General features: G+C 36.8%; 16 protein-coding genes. 3 read left to right on the top strand and 13 right to left on the bottom strand.

Annotated features, from left to right (window positions below):
• Together mutL and mutS are read right to left on the bottom strand one after the other, a co-directional pair.
• On the bottom strand, positions 1 to 1,851 hold the full coding sequence (gene mutL / locus MHB75_RS02405; protein ID WP_340995773.1) for a DNA mismatch repair endonuclease MutL: 1,851 nt from the start codon (positions 1,849 to 1,851) through the stop codon (positions 1 to 3).
• A 17-nt stretch (positions 1,852 to 1,868) separates the two neighbouring features.
• Positions 1,869 to 4,466, bottom strand: coding sequence for a DNA mismatch repair protein MutS (gene mutS / locus MHB75_RS02400; protein WP_340995772.1), 2,598 nt, complete (start codon positions 4,464 to 4,466; stop codon positions 1,869 to 1,871).
• Positions 4,467 to 4,579: 113 nt separating this feature from the next.
• Here mutS and MHB75_RS02395 point away from each other — a divergent pair, with 113 nt between their 5' ends.
• The gene (locus MHB75_RS02395) at positions 4,580 to 6,064 is read left to right on the top strand and encodes an MFS transporter (protein ID WP_340995769.1); all 1,485 of its coding nucleotides are present in this window, start codon (positions 4,580 to 4,582) and stop codon (positions 6,062 to 6,064) included.
• Between the two features lie 75 nt (positions 6,065 to 6,139).
• Positions 6,140 to 7,561 (top strand): cryptochrome/photolyase family protein, encoded by a 1,422-nt coding sequence (locus tag MHB75_RS02390; RefSeq protein WP_340995767.1) that lies wholly within the window; start codon positions 6,140 to 6,142, stop codon positions 7,559 to 7,561.
• Between the two features lie 131 nt (positions 7,562 to 7,692).
• Here the strand turns inward: MHB75_RS02390 and MHB75_RS02385 are convergent, their stop codons facing one another.
• Positions 7,693 to 7,986: an FAD-binding domain-containing protein gene (locus MHB75_RS02385; RefSeq protein WP_340995764.1), complete on the bottom strand. Its 294-nt coding sequence runs from the start codon at positions 7,984 to 7,986 to the stop codon at positions 7,693 to 7,695.
• Between MHB75_RS02385 and MHB75_RS15065 the strand changes: the two genes are divergently transcribed.
• Positions 7,949 to 8,038, top strand: a complete 90-nt coding sequence (locus MHB75_RS15065) for a hypothetical protein (protein WP_170214689.1) — start codon at positions 7,949 to 7,951, stop codon at positions 8,036 to 8,038. The genes MHB75_RS02385 and MHB75_RS15065 overlap by 38 nt on opposite strands.
• A gap of 61 nt (positions 8,039 to 8,099) precedes the next feature.
• Here MHB75_RS15065 and MHB75_RS02380 read toward each other — a convergent pair whose 3' ends face one another.
• From MHB75_RS02380 to MHB75_RS02335, 10 genes are all read right to left on the bottom strand, one after another.
• The gene (locus MHB75_RS02380; RefSeq protein WP_340995761.1) at positions 8,100 to 8,840 is read right to left on the bottom strand and encodes an alpha/beta fold hydrolase; all 741 of its coding nucleotides are present in this window, start codon (positions 8,838 to 8,840) and stop codon (positions 8,100 to 8,102) included.
• A gap of 72 nt (positions 8,841 to 8,912) precedes the next feature.
• Positions 8,913 to 9,266, bottom strand: coding sequence for a RicAFT regulatory complex protein RicA family protein (locus tag MHB75_RS02375; RefSeq protein WP_141272451.1), 354 nt, complete (start codon positions 9,264 to 9,266; stop codon positions 8,913 to 8,915).
• 1 nt (position 9,267) lies between these two features.
• Complete coding sequence (gene miaB, locus MHB75_RS02370) at positions 9,268 to 10,806, bottom strand: tRNA (N6-isopentenyl adenosine(37)-C2)-methylthiotransferase MiaB (protein WP_141272449.1); 1,539 nt, start codon at positions 10,804 to 10,806, stop codon at positions 9,268 to 9,270.
• Positions 10,807 to 10,925: 119 nt separating this feature from the next.
• Positions 10,926 to 11,216 carry a hypothetical protein gene (locus MHB75_RS02365; RefSeq protein ID WP_141272447.1) on the bottom strand — a complete coding sequence of 97 codons (291 nt, stop codon included), beginning with the start codon at positions 11,214 to 11,216 and terminating at the stop codon, positions 10,926 to 10,928.
• A 113-nt stretch (positions 11,217 to 11,329) separates the two neighbouring features.
• Positions 11,330 to 12,196, bottom strand: a complete 867-nt coding sequence (locus MHB75_RS02360; RefSeq protein ID WP_340995754.1) for a 2-oxoacid:ferredoxin oxidoreductase subunit beta — start codon at positions 12,194 to 12,196, stop codon at positions 11,330 to 11,332.
• Positions 12,197 to 13,945: a 2-oxoacid:acceptor oxidoreductase subunit alpha gene (locus MHB75_RS02355; protein ID WP_340995753.1), complete on the bottom strand. Its 1,749-nt coding sequence runs from the start codon at positions 13,943 to 13,945 to the stop codon at positions 12,197 to 12,199.
• Between the two features lie 630 nt (positions 13,946 to 14,575).
• Entirely contained in the window at positions 14,576 to 16,042 is a 1,467-nt protein-coding gene (locus tag MHB75_RS02350) for a multicopper oxidase family protein (RefSeq protein ID WP_068454664.1), read from the bottom strand.
• A 51-nt stretch (positions 16,043 to 16,093) separates the two neighbouring features.
• Positions 16,094 to 17,137 carry a sensor histidine kinase gene (locus MHB75_RS02345; protein WP_340995748.1) on the bottom strand — a complete coding sequence of 348 codons (1,044 nt, stop codon included), beginning with the start codon at positions 17,135 to 17,137 and terminating at the stop codon, positions 16,094 to 16,096.
• Positions 17,127 to 17,825, bottom strand: coding sequence for a response regulator transcription factor (locus MHB75_RS02340; protein ID WP_340995746.1), 699 nt, complete (start codon positions 17,823 to 17,825; stop codon positions 17,127 to 17,129). The genes MHB75_RS02345 and MHB75_RS02340 overlap by 11 nt, the downstream gene beginning before the upstream one ends.
• Before the next feature lie 362 nt (positions 17,826 to 18,187).
• Positions 18,188 to 18,985: a TIGR00282 family metallophosphoesterase gene (locus tag MHB75_RS02335; protein ID WP_141273106.1), complete on the bottom strand. Its 798-nt coding sequence runs from the start codon at positions 18,983 to 18,985 to the stop codon at positions 18,188 to 18,190.
• Positions 18,986 to 19,006 lie beyond the last annotated feature (21 nt).

Below are 19,006 nucleotides of genomic sequence, written 5' to 3'. Positions count from 1 at the left end.
TTACATCACACGTTTAAACATCTTTTCGATTTCATACGTTCTAAAATGGACAATTACAGGTCGGCCGTGAGGGCAAGTGAATGGTTGATGGCATTGCTTTAGGTCGGCAATTAATCGTACCATTTGTGCGTGATCGAGATAATGATTCGCTTTAATGGATTTTTTACAACTCATCATAATTGCTGCATCCTCTCTTAACTTTTTTATATTTGCTTTGCCTTCATCTAACACTTGTTCAATTAAATCTTCAATAATCTCCTGTTCTAAATCTTTTGGAAACCATGTGGGATATTCTCTTACCACAAATGAATGTTGACCAAATTCTTCTAAAAATACACCGACTTGTTCGAGTTCACCTTTCGCAGAACGAAGCGTAAGTGCCTCGTCTGCTGAATAATGAAAAGTCAGTGGTAATAAAAGTGCTTGACGCTCATTTGCATGAACTTCACCTACTTTTTCCTTGAAGAATTCATACTTAATACGCTCCTGCGCTGCATGTTGGTCAATTAAGTAAAAACCATCTTCACTTTGTGCCACAATGTACGTCCCATGAATTTGTCCAATCATTTCTAATTCTGGAAAAGGGTCTTTCTCTATTTCTTTTTCCACCAATTCATCTTTTTCAATCTCTTTTACATCGAGGTTTTCAAAAGGTGTATCTATTATATCTTCCCACATTTCTGCGGGGTCCAAACTTACTGAATCAACAAAAGGCTCTTCAACTTTCTCTTTTACTTGCTGTGCTTTTCTTGGCAACTCACCAAACTGTTCGATTTTTGTATTCGCATAGTCTATTTGTTTCCAAAAATTCACTTGTTCTGTTAAAGGAGCTAACTTCTTTTTCGGCTTAGCAATTTCAGGTACATGCATATGTGAACGAATGGCTTCATGGATTGTTTTTTCAATTAACTGCATCAATTCTCCTTCTTTACTAAGACGAATTTGTTGCTTTGCTGGATGCACATTCACATCTGTTAAATGAGGGTCCCCTTCAATATGAATAACCGTAATCGGCGCACGTCCTATAGGTAAATACGTATGGTATGCTTCTAAAATCGCTTTTTGAATTGTATAATGCTTCACCCAACGACCATTCACAAAAATGGACATATAATTTTTAGATGCGCGCGTGATTTCTGGAATTGTTGTAAAACCATAAATCTTATAGTCTTGCGATTCCCCTTCAAATGCGACCATTTTTTTCGCGTTGGATACACCGTAAATCGCCGCCAAAACATGTTGTAAATCGCCACGACCATTAGTTTGAAGTAGCATATGATCATGATGACGCAATTTAAATGCAATATTCGGATAGCAGAGCGCTAAACGGTTCATCAAATCAATTGTATGTCCCAACTCTGTTTGAATGGTTTTCATATATTTTAAGCGTGCAGGTGTATTATAAAAGAGTTGCTTCACTTGCAAGTCCGTTCCACGACGAAGTGGCCCTGGCTTTTTCTCTTTCACATGTCCACCTTCTAAATATACTTCTAAACCTGTTTCACCATTTGAAGTCATGAGATGCACTTTTGAAACAGATGCAATGGACGCGAGTGCCTCTCCCCTAAAACCTAATGTACGAATACGAAACAAGTCGTGTTCATGATGAATCTTACTTGTCGCATGACGTTGGAATGAGATGAGCGCATCTTCCTCGTCCATACCATACCCATTATCGATGACTTGAATGGATGTTAGGCCTGCTTCTTCTAAAATGACTTCAATGGAGGTACTACCTGCATCGATGGCATTTTCAACAAGCTCTTTGACAACAGATGTTGGTCTCTCTACTACTTCACCCGCTGCAATTTTATTTGATAAAAAATCATCCATTATTTGAATTTGCCCCATGCAAAAGACCTCCTTTTTTATTTTAATAATGTTTGCTGTAGTTGATACACAAGTTGCAGTGCATCCATCGGCGTTGTGCCAGATACATTCAGTGAACGAAGCTTATTTAATGCTTCTTGTTCTTCTTCTGTTAATGCTGGTACAGCTTCCTGCGCTTCAAAGAAGGAAAGTTGATCTGAACTTTCTTTGACCTGCTCTTTTACAGGCACTTCAACTGGTACTTCAACAATCTTCTCTACAATTTTTTCAATCACCTGCGTTTCGCCACTTTGAGCATTTGACTCGAAATTCGCAAGTAACTCACGTGAACGTGAAATAATTGCTTCTGGTAATTCTGCAAGTTCCGCTACGTGAATACCATATGATTGGTCAGCAGGTCCTTCTTTTACTTTGTGTAAAAATACAACTTTACCGTCTTGCTCTGTGGCAGCTACATGGACATTGCGTAAACGAGGTAGTGCTTGTTCAAGTGTTGTTAGTTCGTGATAATGTGTTGAAAATAACGTGTTCGCACCGATTTCATCATGAATATATTCCATCATTGCTTGTGCTAAAGACATCCCATCATATGTGGATGTGCCACGACCAATCTCATCAAACAGTAATAAACTCCGCTCTGTCGCATGCATGATAGCGTGTTGTGATTCCATCATCTCTACCATGAATGTACTTTGCCCGCCTGCTAAGTCATCGGCTGCACCAATACGTGTAAAGATTTGGTCCGTTACAGGTAATACCGCTTCATCTGCTGGCACATAACAGCCCATTTGCGCCATGATTGTAATCAATGCCACTTGACGCATGAAAGTTGATTTACCCGACATATTCGGTCCTGTAATTAATAACATATTTTCATCCGTTGCTAAGATACAATCATTCGGTACATAGAGTGATTTATTCATCATTTTTTCAACGACTGGATGACGACCATTCACAATTTTTAATGCTTGCTCATCATGGAATGTTGGTTGTACAAACTGATAGTTCTCTGCCACCGTCGCAAAGCTTGCGAATACATCGAGTTCACTAATTTGAGAAGCGAGTTGCTGAATACGTGGAATAAATGGTTTAATTTTTTCACGTATTTCAGTGAATAATGTATATTCTAACTCTAAACTTTTTTCTTCCGCATTTAAAATGATTGCCTCTTTTTCTTTTAATTCTTCTGTAATAAATCGCTCAGCATTTGCTAATGTTTGCTTACGTTCATAGCGTGTTAAATCAGCTAAATGGACATTCGATTTTGTCATTTCAATGTAATAACCAAAGACACGATTATAACCAATTTTTAAATTTTTAACGCCTGTTCGTTCACGTTCTTTTTGTTCTAGTTGTGCAATCCAGTCTTTCCCATTACGAGAAGCATAGCGATAATCATCTAATTGCGCATTATAGCCTTCTCGAATGACATCGCCTTCTTTAACCGAAATAGGCGGATGATCTGTAATGGCTTGGCTTAAAAAGGATTCGATGTCTTGGCAATCATCCATTTGACGACTCAGTGTAATTAGTTGCTCATGTCCTGATTCTTCTAATTGTTCACGAATGAACGGAATTTGGCGCAATGATGCACGTAGTTGTGCTAAATCACGTCCTCCCACACTACCGAAAGCAATACGTCCTGCTAAGCGTTCTAAGTCATATACTTCTTTTAATAGTGTTTGTAATTCTAAACGAATAAAGTAACTGTCCATTAAATGCGAAACAGTTTGCAGTCTTTTCTCAATCGCAGTACGGTTCGCTAATGGTTGGTGAATCCATTGTTTGAGTTTACGTCCACCCATCGCTGTAACCGTCTCATCTAAAAGCCATAGTAACGAGCCTTTTAATTCGCCGCGCAATGTTTGAATCAACTCTAAATTACGCTTTGAATTGGCATCAATTTTTAAAATCGACTGCACTTCAATAAACGTGAAGGGCTGAATATGCGATAGAGCGCGCAATTGTGTTTCTTCTAAATAATGGAGTAAACGCTTGGCTACTGCATGTAAATGTGTTGGAATATCTTCTATATATTCTTTGGCATCAGCAACTTGTTTTTCAGCAATGGATAAAACAATCGCATAACGATCTGCTAACTCCAACCATTCATCATATAGTTCAGGGCTAACGACAACTTCACGAATTTGGAGTGATTGAAGTTGTTGGAATACATCCTTCACGTCACCATCAATATATGTAGCAACTGCTTCCCCTGTCGATAAATCTAAATATACAAAACCATATTGCTGCGCTAGTTGTTCAACAGCTGCAATGTACACATTACTCTTCTGGTCGACATTTTTCCCTTCCATTACAGTACCTGGTGTAACCACTTGTACAACTTCTCGCTTTACAACACCTTTTGCCAGCTTTGGATCTTCTGTTTGCTCACAAATTGCTACTTTATATCCTTTTTGAATTAATGTATCAATATAGTTCTTAGCCGAATGGTGGGGTACACCACACATTGGAATACGTTCTTTCGTCCCTGCATCGCGGCTTGTTAATGTAATCTCTAAAATTTGTGATGCACGCGTCGCATCATCAAAAAACATCTCGTAAAAATCACCTAAACGATAAAAAAGAAAGGCATCTTTATAATCTGCTTTTACAGCTAAATATTGTTGAATCATGGGCGTATATGCCATTATTAAAACCTCACATTCGTGCTTTTCATTTCATTCTATTATAACAAAAATATGTTCATAAATCGTTCTAAGCAATTGAATTGTTTCAGGCTTTGAATATGTTACACTTAGAATTAGATTACTATGAACAAAGGAGTCTCTTTATGCAAGCTCATCCAATTAGAATTTTACGTATCATGGGCATTCTTGACGGTTTGTCTTTACTTGTTTTACTTTGTATCTCCATGCCGCTCAAATATATATGGGACCATCCACAATTTGTTACGATTAATGGTGCGCTTCACGGTGGAATTTTCATTCTCTACTGTTTAGCGATTTTATATGTTCAAATACGTATTCAATGGCGCGGTCATTGGACGTTCTTATCGTTCCTTGCTGCTTTTATCCCGCTTGGAAACTTTGCGCTCGACTGGCAATTAAAAAAGATGGAATACACAACAACGACGCAACCATTCCAAAAAATTTGGATTGTGTATGGGATTATCTTCTTCTCATTCTTTGATTTATTTGTACAACTACCTGTTATGAGTACATACGCACTTTCACTTGGCGCTTCGACATTCGTTGTCGGGATTGTTGTTGGTCTGTACTCATTTACGAATACATTCGGTAATATTTTTTCAGGTATTTTTACAGATAAAATTGGCGCATATAAAATGCTCATGCTCGGACTGCTTTTATCTGTCGCGTCTCTTTTTAGTTATCAATTCATTGAAAATCCAACCATGTTATTAATCGTTCGCTCACTTCATGGCTTTAGCAGTGGCTTTATTACTCCTGCTGCTTTTGCATTACTCGCGAATTTACGCAGAGAAGATACACAAGGAAGTGGTAGTGCCTTTACAGGTGCATTTGTCGGACTTGCAGCAATTATTGGACCTGCAACAGGTGGTATTTTAGCGACGAAGATGTCTGTTCCAAACGTTTTAAGTATTGTTGGTGGAATTGGAGCACTTCTATTAATTGCACTGTTATTTTTACAACGAACAAAACAGCAGCGCAGTCAAAATGTAATGAAAGAACGTGCCCCACTTATTTGGTCTAAAAAGCTCGTTCAGTCTTATGTCGGCGCATTCTTTTTAATGTTTTCGCAAGGTAGCCTTGCTTATTTATTACCTATTTATGTACAAGAGTTAGGTTATACTTCGCGCATGTCGGGAACTTTATTAAGTATGTTCGGGATTGTTGCTGTCATCATTTTCATTACACCACTCAACCGAATTTTCGATTATCTATCAGCTTCTTCATCTCTTTTCATCGGGATTGTCTTGCTTGGTGTCAGTCAAATCTTATTAGGTGAAGCGACGACGACGATTCCACTATACGGTGTACTATCGCTTTATGGAATTGGGTTCTCATTCACATTCCCAGCTATTAACAAATTACTTGCGGAAGCAACTGAAAAAGAGATTCGTGGAAAAGCTTACGGCTATTTTTATGCGTTCTTCTCCATCGGAACCGTTGCTGGCTCTTTTGTACTCGGAACACTCGACTTGATTAATCAACCTGGCTTTTTATTTACAGGTGTTACACTGCTTACTTTTAGTATCATCGTATTTGTTTTACACGAGAGAAAAGGTTAAAAGCACTATTTTTGACAAGTTTTATAGTGAATTATACGATAAGTTAGATTGAATTTATGTAGGAGATGATCTGAGATGTTTACATTGGTGCTTTTTCAACAAGACCTTCGTCTACATGACCATCCTGCGCTTTTTCATGCCGCAGAAAACGGTCGTGTAGCGACTGCTTATATTGCTCAACCACTAAAAAGGCGTCCAACAGCTTCAGATGTGTGGCGACACCATGCACTACTTGATTTACAACACGCCTTAAAGAAGAAAAATCAAACGCTTATTTTACGACAAGGTGACTTCGTTGATGAGGTGCTAAAGTTAATAGATGAACTGAAGTGCGATGCAGTTCATTGGCATCGTTCATATGAAAAAGAACGTATCGAGGCACTGCAAAAATTACGTCAAGCACTTGAACAAAAAGGCGTACAAGTGCATGAATTTGAAGGAACGCTCTTATTACAACCTGAAGAAATCGTGAACGGCAAAAAAGAACATTATCAAGTGTTTACACCGTTTTGGAAAAGATATCGCGGTGAACATATTCCTTCTTCTCTACCAGAGCCTGAAACAATTGAGCAAGGTGAATCAGCGCCTTCACTCTCTGTAGATGACCTCGGTCTACTCGACTCTGTTAACTGGTATGATGATGTACTCGCGCATTGGAAAATTGGTGAGCGTGCTGCGATTGACCAATGGCTTCATTTTAGAGAAGAAACGATTGCAAACTATGTAGAAGACCGCGATTTCCCTGCAAAAATGAGTACATCCTTACTTTCACCACATCTTGCTTGCGGTAGTATTAGCGCACGTGCTTTATGGGCTTCGGGTCGTAGTATGATGCAAACTGAACAATATACAGCAAAAAGCGATGAAATTGATAACTTCTTACGTCAACTCGTATGGCGTGAATTCTCGTATTATCAACTGCATTACAATCCTGATTTAGATGCTGTCCCGCTACGAAAAGAATTCGAAGCATTCCCTTGGTTAAATAATGTCCAAGCACTTGTGGAGTGGCAAAAAGGACAAACGGGCTATCCATTAATTGATGCGGGCATGCGTGAATTATATGCGACAGGCTTTATGCACAATCGTGTGCGAATGGTTAGTGCATCTTTCTTAGTCAAACATCTATTGATTGAATGGCAAAAAGGATATGAATGGTTTAAAGAGACGCTTGTAGACTTTAATGTAGCGAATAATGGTATGGGATGGCAATGGGTTGCTGGTTGTGGCGCAGATGCTGCTCCTTACTTCCGCGTCTTTAATCCGATTTTACAATCAGAAAAATTTGATGGAAAAGGCGATTATATTCGTAAATGGTTACCCGAACTAGAAAATGTACCAGACAAATATATTCACGCACCATTCGAAGCACCTGAACGTGTATTAGAAGAAGCTGGCGTAGAACTTGGAAGAACCTATCCATTTCCGATTGTTGACCATAAAACAGGTCGAAAACGCGCGCTTGAAGCGTATGATATAATTAAGAAAAGTAAATAATATAAGAAAAGTCCTTCCGCATGCATTGATGTGGCAAGACTTTTTTATGTCTCCAATATTGGTTTATAATAAGCTGAACTTTTGTTCATCATATAATAATGGATGATGTAAAATTTATAGTTTACGTATAACTAATCTTTTTTCACTGCACGTAAATACTTCTGTTTTTGTTCATTTGCAGAGGAAAATAAGTCAACGATTGGTGCTGCATAATCGATGCCTAATATCACACCATATTGCTTTTGCTCATCATCTGTTAAAGGCTCTGTTGTGTAGACTCGATGTGCTGGAACGTCTTTCAAAATTGGCAACCATCGTTTCGCGTATTGCGCTCTTGGATCATAATCTTCTCCTTGTTTTGCTACATTTAAAATGTGGCGTAAACGTATGCATAACCGAAAGCCAAAACACGTAGCTTTTCGCACACCAGATACAAAACGCTTCCGTTCACCAATGCAAAAAACATATACTTTTTAAATATAGAAAATTCCGTATGATTTCGAAAAATCATACGGAATTTTAGTGTGTCTATCTTATTTTAATCATCTTTTGTCAAAACCATACGAATCGCATCAATGACAAGCGCTGGCTTTTCAACCATGCCCATATGTCCTGTTGGAATACGCACTTTTTGTACATTCGGCCCATCCGTTTCAATTGGTTTCATAATTGAATCATTTGTCCCTTCAATGATTGCAACAGGTATCGACCCTTCAGTAATAACCGTTGTACGTTCAGGTCTTTGCTGCATCGCTGTTAATTGATAGACCATCCCTTCAGGTGTCGCATACTTCGCCACTTTCCGCATGTAATCAATTGACTCTTCTGAAGAACCTTCTGGAAAGAAATTTTCAATCATAGAATCAACAAAGACGTCAACTCCTTTTTCACGAATCTCACCTTTTTGCTTTTCACGCTTTTCACGCGCTTCTTCCCCATCAGCTAAATCTGATGAGAATAATAGAACAAGTTGTGAAACAGGCGCAATCTTTTCCTCTACAGCTGCTAAGGCAACGTAGCCACCCATTGAATGTCCTACCCAGACAGCTTCCTCTACACCTTCTTGCTCTAATACTTCGGCCACTTCTTTTGCATAATCTTCAACTTGATAATCTGATTTTTCAATTTGACTCTCGCCAATACCTGGTAAATCAACAACATATACAGTATGTGTTGCGGCTAAGTCTTCAATGATAAAATCAAAACTATGACCGCCGCTTAAAAACCCATGTACAAAAACAATTGCTGGACCAGTTCCTTGCTTTTTATATGCTAACAATAGAAACATCTCCTTTTTCATTTAATTTCCAAAAAAGAGCTTTCTAAAACATGGTATTTTTTGACAAATAAATTATTTAGTTGTTTCATCAACTCGTTGAACGATTGTTTGCGAGACCATTTGCAACAATTCATTCACTTCTTGCTGCACAACTTGAAATTCTTCAACAATCGGCATCGCATATAATGTATTTTCTAATGCTTCAATTTTTGCTTCTACTTCTGCTAAAGCTTGTTTCTTACCAAAATGTTGTAAGTTGACTGCCTGCTTTTGTAAAGCTTTCATCTGTGCGATGATCTCACTTACTTTACCATTGGCATCAATTTGTTTTTCTGCACGTTTGAAAAATTCAACTTCTTCTGTTTCCTCCATCATCTGTGCAATTTGGCGCGCTTTTGCTAATACTTCTTCTTTTGTGTGGCTCATATTATTTCACCTCAGCGGTTTTTGACACAACCTCAACGAATTCTCCTGCTAATGAGTGTGTTTTTGCTTCTGTAATACGTACATGTACATATTGTCCAATGACTTCTTTCGGTGCAACAAAATTCACTAAACGGTTTTTACGTGTATAGCCTGCTAATACTTGGTCATTTCGTTTACTTTCACCTTCAACAAGTACTTCAACAATTTCGCCTTCTAACTTTTTCAACGCTTTTGCTGAATATTCAGCAACGACTTCATTTAAACGATGTAGACGTTGTTTCTTCACTTCTGCTGGTACATTATCCCTCATTTTCGCTGCCGGTGTACCTTCACGCGGTGAATAAATGTATGTGAATGCCATTTCAAAACCGACTTCTCTATAAAGAGATAATGTTTCTTCAAATTGTTCTTCTGTTTCATTCGGGAAACCAACAATAATATCTGTTGTTAATGCGACATCTGGAATAGCTGTACGAATTTTACGCACTAATTCTAAATAGCTTTCACGCGTATATTTACGTGCCATAATTTTTAACATATCGCTTGAACCTGATTGAACAGGTAAGTGAATATGTTCAACTAAGTTTCCTTTTTTCGCTAATACTTCGATTAAATAATCATCAAAATCACGTGGATGACTTGTTGTAAAGCGAATACGTGGAATATCAATCTTACGTAATTCATCCATTAAATCACCTAAACCAATAGATGAATCAGGTAAGTCTTTACCGTATGCATTCACGTTTTGTCCAAGTAATGTAATCTCTTGATATCCTGCTGCTGCTAACTCACGTACTTCTTGAATAATATCTTGTGGTAAGCGGCTACGCTCTTTCCCGCGTGTATAAGGAACGATACAATATGTGCAGAATTTATCACAACCGTACATAATATTAACCCAAGCTTTTGTTTGTCCTTTACGCACTTTCGGTAAGTTTTCGATGACATCGCCTTCTTTAGACCATACATCAATAACCGTCTCTTTTGATAAGTATGCTTCATTTAAAATTTCTGGCAGACGGTGAATATTATGTGTACCAAATACCATATCTACTTGATCATATGTTTTTAAAATTTTATTAACCACAGCTTCTTCTTGCGACATACAGCCACAAACACCGATTAATAAATCTGGATTTTGTAATTTTAAAGGCTTGAAGTGTCCTAATTCACCGAACACTTTATTTTCAGCATTTTCACGAATTGCACATGTATTCATTAAAATGACATTCGCCTCTGTCACTTCATCTGTCGCTTCGTATCCTAATTGCTCAAAAATACCTGCCATTACTTCTGTATCATGTTCATTCATTTGACAGCCATATGTGCGGATATAGAATTTACGTCCTCTACCCATTTCTGCAAAACGCTCATCAATTTTGAAATCTGCATGATATTCAATTTCTTCTTTACCACGCTTTTTCGCATCTTTTAAAGAAGGTGTCTTTTGGAAAAATTGACTATAATCTTTTTCTTTCACTGGTTGTAATGGTTTAAAAGGCTTCACTTGTTGACCTTGTAATCGTTGTTCTTCGTTCATCTTCGGTATAACTCCCCTCATCTACGCACTGATCTTTACATCAGTTAGATGTTCTTTCAATTTGAACATATCTAATCTATCATACCAAAAATCGAACGAATACTCACTGATTTCATCCATTAAAATACGTCGAGATTGATTCCTATATAAAATGCGTAGTTGGAAGCAATCAGAAATAACATAATGTAAAAGAGTGGACGATATTTCCCCGCCCATTCATATGCTTTTTCTAACATAGCTTTACCAAATTTTCGATACAAAGCAATCAGAAACAACATAATGAGTAACTGGGGAAAAGCTAAAAATAGTGATACATCTAATGCTAAAAAGACTTCAACTAACACTGCCATACCTAATAAATGCAGTTTTATGTACATCTTATAATACGTTTTGATTAACCACCTGTTCATTGATTCGATCACTCCTTTTATTCTTATTTATACCGAGTGATTGTATAAAAGTTTCATTTTTAGACAAAAAGCATCACACGCATTAGGCATGTGATGCTCCCTATATCTTTTACTTACATGAATTCCTTCATTAAGCTGTCTAAGTCTGTTTCTTTTAAGTTAATATCTGCTTCATGAAGTGGTGCTTCATCGTAGCCGATTACTTTGTCTTGGTAAGAAGTTGTTTCTGTATCTTGGTAGATGATGCCTGTTACAAGGCTTTCATGCTCCATAACTGTTTTCATCGCCATTTGACGATTTGAAGGATCATAGCCTTCGATATCAGCTAACTTCGTTAAGTGCTCTTTGAACCAGTCATATGTGTTTACTTTATTATATGTTACACATGGGCTGAATACGTTGATGAACGCAAAACCTTTATGTGCCATACCTGCTTCAATAATCGCTGTTAATTCTTTTAAATCTGTAGAGAAGCTTTGTGCGACAAATGTTGCACCTGAAGATAAAGCTACTTCTAATGGTTTTAATGATGGTTCAATTGCGCCACCTGGTGTTGATTTTGTGACAAAACCAGCAGCTGAACGTGGTGACGTTTGCCCTTTTGTTAAACCATAGATTTGATTATCCATAACAACATATGTGACATCGATATTACGACGAATTGAGTGTACAGTATGTCCCATACCAATTGCGAAACCGTCACCGTCACCGCCTGTTGCGATAACATTTAAATCACGATTTGCCATTTTTAAACCTTGTGCAATTGGTAATGCACGACCATGAATACCATGTAAACCGTATGCATTAATATAACCTGATAAACGACCTGAACAGCCAATCCCTGAAACCACTGCTAATTCATGTGGTTCAATACCGCGGTTGGCTGCGGCACGTTGAATCGCTGCTTGTACAGAGAAATCGCCACATCCTGGGCACCAGTTTGGTTTGATTGTATTACGAAAATCTTTAAATGTTCCCATTTATTTTAGCAACTCCTTTACGCGATTTAAAAGCTCTAGTGGTAAGAATGGTGTACCATCATACTTCACTAAGTTGACAACTTTATGATGTGCACCCATGTTCATTTTTAAGATGCTTGCTAATTGACCTGTTGCGTTATTTTCCACAACGATTACTTTTTTCGCACCGTCAACAAGTGGCTGTAATTCTTCTGTTGGGAACGGATGAATTAGACGAACGTGTGCATGATTCGCTTTCATTCCTGCTTCATCTAATAATGGACGTGCTTCTTCAATTGCACCTTTTGTTGAACCGAAGCCGATGATTAATACATCTGCTTCGTCATGCGGTGCATCTGTAAATACAGGTGTATCAAAGTGTACATGCTCTAATTTGCGCATACGTTTGTCCATTTGCGCTTGACGATTTGACGCTGATTCAGATGGTGTACCAATCTCACTGTGCTCTACACCTGTTACGTGATGAATACCATGTTTTTGCCCTGGTACAACACGTGGTGATACGCCGTCTTCTGTTACTTCATAGCGTTTAAAGTATGCTTTATCTTCTGCTTCTGGTAACTCTCCTAAGTTTAGTTTACCACGCTTAATTTCAATTTTATTAAAGTCAAATGGTTCAACTGTTTGTTTACCAAGTGATAATTGTAAATCTGATAAGACGATAACAGGTAATTGTAACTCTTCTGCGATATTAAATGCTTGAATCATATCATAGAAAGCTTCTTCACCCGTTGATGGCGCGATGACTACTTTTGGAATTTCACCATGTGTACCGTATAACATCGCCATTAAATCCGATTGTTCTTGTTTTGTTGGTAAACCTGTTGATGGGCCACCACGTTGTGTATCAACTACTACAAGAGGTGTTTCTGTCATACCTGCAAGACCAAGTGCTTCCACCATTAACGAAAGACCAGGACCAGCTGAGGCTGTAAATGCACGAATACCGCCGTAGTTTGCGCCGATTGCCATTGTTGCTGCTGCAATCTCATCTTCTGTTTGAATAACAGCGCCACCGAATTTTGGTAACTTCTTCGTTAGATATTCCATAATTTCAGTAGCCGGTGTAATTGGATATGCTGCCATTAGTCGAACGCCTGCTGCAAGCGCGCCCATCGCTAATGCTTCATTCCCAATCATAAACATACGATGTTTTCCATCACCAGGTGCTAATTCAAATTGTCCTTCTTCTAAACCTGCTCCCACAAGTAAGTCATGCATAATTTGATGTCCCTGTGCGATTGCTTCCATGTTTTTTGCGACAACTTCTTCACCTTTACGTCCGAAGATTTCACTTACAACACTTTGGAATACTTCATCTTTCAAGTTCATCAATGCCGCAGTTGCACCGATCGCTACCATGTTTTTCATTAATGTTGTACCTAGTTCTTTTGCTGTCTCTGTGAACGGTACAATATATAATGTTGCTTTTGAATCTTCTGGATTCACTGGCTTGAATTTTGCGTCCGCTAAAATAACACCTGTTTCATCTAATTCCTTATAGTTGACGTCGATTGTTTCTTGATCGAATGCAACTAAAATATTCAAATCATCTGGAATTGTGTGAACGGCTGTTGTACGAACATTGATTTTATTGTTTGTGTGACCACCTTTAATACGTGAAGAAAAGTGACGATATCCGTATAAGTGGTATCCTAGACGGTTCATGGCAGTAGAGAACATTTCGCCGGTACTTTCAATACCTTCCCCTTGTTGCCCACCGACTTTCCATGAAAGCTGATGTAACATATATAAACATCTCCTTAAAACAGGTTATTTTTAAATTCATTTCTACTTCATCAGTTTATCATGAAGGCTATCGTTTCACTATTGTTAATCATACTTTTTTAGGAATTTCAGACCTTTGACGGAATAAAAATTGACAGAATTCAAAACATTTCGGTCTTTTCTGCTGAAATCATATTTTTATACGCCTTTTAAACCAATAAAAGAAACATAAAAACGAACGTTTTATAATATTAAAAAGATAAAGTTCGTTTAAAAATGGTTATTTATTCATTTGGACGAAAAAATAGAAAGTAAAGAGCCTGAGACAAAAGTATTTTCAACATAACAAATCCCGTATGATTTTTAAAAATCATACGGGATTTGTTCGTTCAGATCAATTTTCGCTTCGAAAAACGAATAGAGGTAGGCAAGAAAAGAACGCAACATCCTGTTGCAAATCTTGCCCCACTACATCACGTAGCGTTCGGGCATGGCTTCAAACTCCTCGTCACTACGTTCCTGTGGGGTTTTCAGCTCATGCTATTCCCGCAGGAGTCGTTTTCTACGCATTCAATTGATTTGATTATTCGCATTTGAGCCATATTATTTTGTTCTGTCCCAGCCTCTTTACTTCACTCATCTATATGACTATTAATTCACTTCAATTTGCCCCATCATGCCATTATCTTCATGTTCAAGAATATGACAATGGTACATATATATACCTTTTCCTTTGAATTTAACTGCTATTTTTGCCTTTTGCCCAGGCTCTAATGAAATTGTATCTTTCAAACCTGATAAATTGGCAGGTGGTTCTTTACCATCAATTGATACGACTTGAAACTGTGTCCCATGAATATGGAAAGGATGTCTCATTCCACCCATAGCGTCTTTTACGTTTTCGATTTCCCAAACTTCCATTTTATTTTGCTTTTGGGTAAAATCAATGCGATTAGGATCAAATTTTTTATTGTTAATCGTTACATGCTGCATCATACCAGCCAATTTGATTTTCTTTGTAACTTTTTTATTTTTTATTTCATCTGACACTTGAAGTTGATTTAAGTTCTGTTTTATTTGTTTAGAAGGTAATTTTTCTTCTTTTACATGAATTGGCAAAACATTGACACCATCTTCATTTATGAGTGTTACCTCATTTGTTTTTACTTTCGTAAAATCTACAATTATTTCTGCTCGTTCTGAGGGGGAAAGCTGAATCGTCTTAGTATTATATGGTCTATTCAGTAAACCCCCATCACTTGCAATCTGTTGAAATTCCATATCATTGTTAAAGCGTAGTATATAGTTTCTCGCATTTGAACCGTTTAAAATTCGTAGACGAACTTTTTTTCTATCGACAGTTAGTTTTGGATCAATGACACCATTAATTAACAAGATATCTCCTGTTGTACCATCTGCATTCATTACTTGGTCATAATCAAGTTGATTTTCATCAGTAAATTTTTTATCTTGTAAAATAATCGGCAAATCATCTACACCATAGCGATCTGGTAAATTTAGATTTTTATCGTCAATATAAAGTAATCCCGTCAAACCTTTAAATACTTGTTTTGCAGTTTGATGCATTGGATGTGGATGAAACCAGAGTGTAGCAGCATCCTGTTTTACGTTGAATTGAATGGTTTCTTTTTCCCCTGCTTTTAACACCTTGTGCGGTCCACCATCTTCATTCCCTGGTACTTCGAGTCCATGCCAATGAAAAGTAGTATCTTCTTTCAACTCATTAACTAAATGGATTGTAACATTCATTCCTTTTTCCATCCGTACGACGGGTCCAAGAAAACGACCATTATATCCATATGTTTCCGTTTCAAACCCATTCAAAAATTTTGTTTTTCCTTGTTGCGCTTTTATGGTATATACAACCGCATTATCTGTCAGGCTATCGGGTTTTAGTACTTTTGGAAACGTTAATTCATGTTCGCCCTTACTACTTTTTAAATTAGCAGTTGTCTCGTGACCCATCTCCTCGTCCATGCGATGATTTGAATGATTCATCTCTGTACTATTCATAGAAGAATTATTACGATTATCCATACTGCAAGCAGTCAGTAACCCTAAAAGAATCAAAATACCTACTATTCTCATTTTCTTCATATAAACACGTCCTTTCTGTATAAATAATCATACAGAATAGTTATGTAGAAATTATGTAGAAAACGGTATTTGTATATGAAACGTTGTACCTTCGTTTAATTTACTTTTAACTGTAATTTCTCCTCCATGTGCTTCAACTAACTTTTTCGCGATGGTCATACCAATCCCTCTACCTTCATATGCATTTTTCCCTCTATAATTCCATTCAAAAATTCGATTCCTTGTTTCTAAATCCATGCCTACACCGTTATCATAAATCAAAATGCAAAAATGCGTTTCCTCACGAAATAATGTAATTTTAATGGTTCCTTCTTTGCTCACATGATACATGGCATTTTTAATAATATTATGGAGAACTTGGTTAATTCTTAACTCATCAACTTCTGCATAGATTGTTTCATCTACTTCTAATTTTAAATGAATTTCTTTTTCTAATAATTCACTTGCTACTCCTGTAACAGCTTTTTCAATGAGTTTAGCTATATTACAGTCATTTTTCGAAATTTTAAATGTCGGATGATTAATATCATTTAATGTATCTAACTCACCAATCAAAGTGATTAATCGGTCCATTTCCTCTGTACAAGCTTGTAAATTTTTAGTAGTCGGATTCAAGATACCGTCTTGAAATGCACTTAGATAACTTTTCACAGATGCCAACGGATTCCTAATCTCATGAGCAAGTTCTTGCGTCATCTCTTTTCGACGTCTCTCATAAACTGTTAACGTCTGGTCTAACTTTAGTAGAGATTGTCCTAGTTGTCCGATTTGGTCATCAATTGTGTAGTTGATTTTTAAATTTCGCTTTCCTTTTACTAATGACAGAGCAAATTTATTCATTTCATGTATGGGCTTGGTCAAAATTCTTGCAATTAATAGGCTTGAAATCATAATCACGATTAATAAGAGTGCAATAGACCAAAGTGCTGTTTCTCTTAACGCTAAATCGAAATGATGAATTACTTCTTGGGAGTTTGTAATGTTGAGCATCATTAAGTGCTCATGACCTTTATATAATAAAATCACTGTAATAATGAACAACATACTCATTGTAAAGGCAGCAACAATAAACGCTATTTTTATATTAAATTTCATTTTTCATAACCTTTTCATTCATTTTATAACCCAGACCAAAAATCGTTTGAATTACATCAGCGCCCACTTTTTTTCTTATATTCTTAATATGTTGATCAATAACTCGTGGATTCGTTTCTGAATCAATCCCCTCTATTTTGTTAATTAAATCTTCTCGACTAAACACCTGTCTTGGATTTTCAATTAATAAGCATATAATGATAAATTCATGTTGTGTTAAGTGTATAGTTTTACCTTTTAAACATATGTTGTTTTCATTTGTATATATTTTTATATCTCCAAATTGAAGTATTTCTTTTTGAGATTGATTTGGTCGTAATCTCTCTGCTCTCACGACCACTTCTTTTGGATGAAAAGGTTTCACAACATAATCATCTGCACCCATGCGAAAACCTTTTAATTTATCATCAATTGCTATTTTGGCAGTTAACATGATTATCGGAATATTATAATACCGTTTGACATACTCACAAATATCTTCTCCATCCATATCTGGTAACATCAAATCTAAAATAATAAGGTCTATCGATGTTTCTTCTATAATTTGAATTGCCTTTTCACCTGTATGAGAAATATAAGGAGTGTCACCATTTTTCTTAAAATACAAAGCTAAAATTTCTGTAATTTTTTCTTCATCATCTACAATTAATACATTCATCGTTCCATTCACCTGCTTTTCTAGCTTCATTACAATTATATCTATACTATACGCTATTTATTTCTCAGGAAAAAGGAAGATATTTCATATTAATAGGATGTAACATAATACTTTATTTAACAAAATTGTTCTTCATAAAATTTAACTCTGAATCGTATTAAACATACATTGGACAAAATAGCTTGTCGTAAAAAGTATTTTGAATAGAAAATATACGAATTTAAGTTCAATATATTTTCAAAACAGACTCGGACAAAACATTTCTTTTTAAGTGTTCGTAACGAAAAAACGAAACCACGCAATAGCGCAATTTCGTTTTTTCGTGAATATAATATTGTGTTTTTATACTTATGTTCAAGCCTATTACCTATATTCAGAATCCGGTCATTTCATTAGCCTTTAAATGGATGATCCTTATTAATTAAAATACGCTCACAGTGCGTTGCTTGACCATTCTTATCATCAATCTCTACAAAGAATGCACTGAGTACTTCCGCGCCTCTTTCTGGCACTTCAAAGCGTACGGGCATATTCGTTTTAAAACGATAGATGACACTTTCTTTTTTCATACCTAGCACTTCATCATACGGCCCTGTCATACCTACATCTGAAATATATGCTGTGCCACCTGGCAAAATACGTTCGTCAGCTGTTTGTACATGTGTATGTGTGCCGACAACAACAGAAGCTTGTCCTGCTAAGTGCCAACCGAGTGCAATTTTTTCTGATGTTGTTTCTGCATGAAAATCAACGAAAACAATCGGTGACTGTTTCTTCGCTTCTGCAATTAATTCTTCCGCCATCGCAAATGGTTCATCATGTGCAGGTAAGAATACACGACCATGTAAATTGATTACAGAGATTGCCTGTCCATTTTTCGTAATCGTTGTTATTCCCTTACCTGGTGCTTCCTTTGAGAAGTTAGCTGGACGAATTAAATAGTCCGTATCATCGATGAAATCATAGATCTCACGTTGATCCCATGTATGATTCCCCATTGTAATTACATCAACGCCCATCATTAATAAGTCTTGATAAATGCGCTTTGTAATACCGCGACCCTTCGCTGCATTTTCACCATTGGCAATAACTACATCAATTTGATATTTCTTCTTTAAACGCGGTAAATACTTTTCTACTGCGTCAATTCCTAAATCTCCTACAATGTCACCAATAAATAATACTTTCATTTGAACTCCCTTTTCTATGAA

Source organism: Kurthia sp. FSL E2-0154, from assembly GCF_038003625.1.
Taxonomy (GTDB): domain Bacteria; phylum Bacillota; class Bacilli; order Bacillales_A; family Planococcaceae; genus Kurthia; species Kurthia gibsonii.
This window is presented reverse-complemented; position numbering and strand designations above follow the sequence as displayed.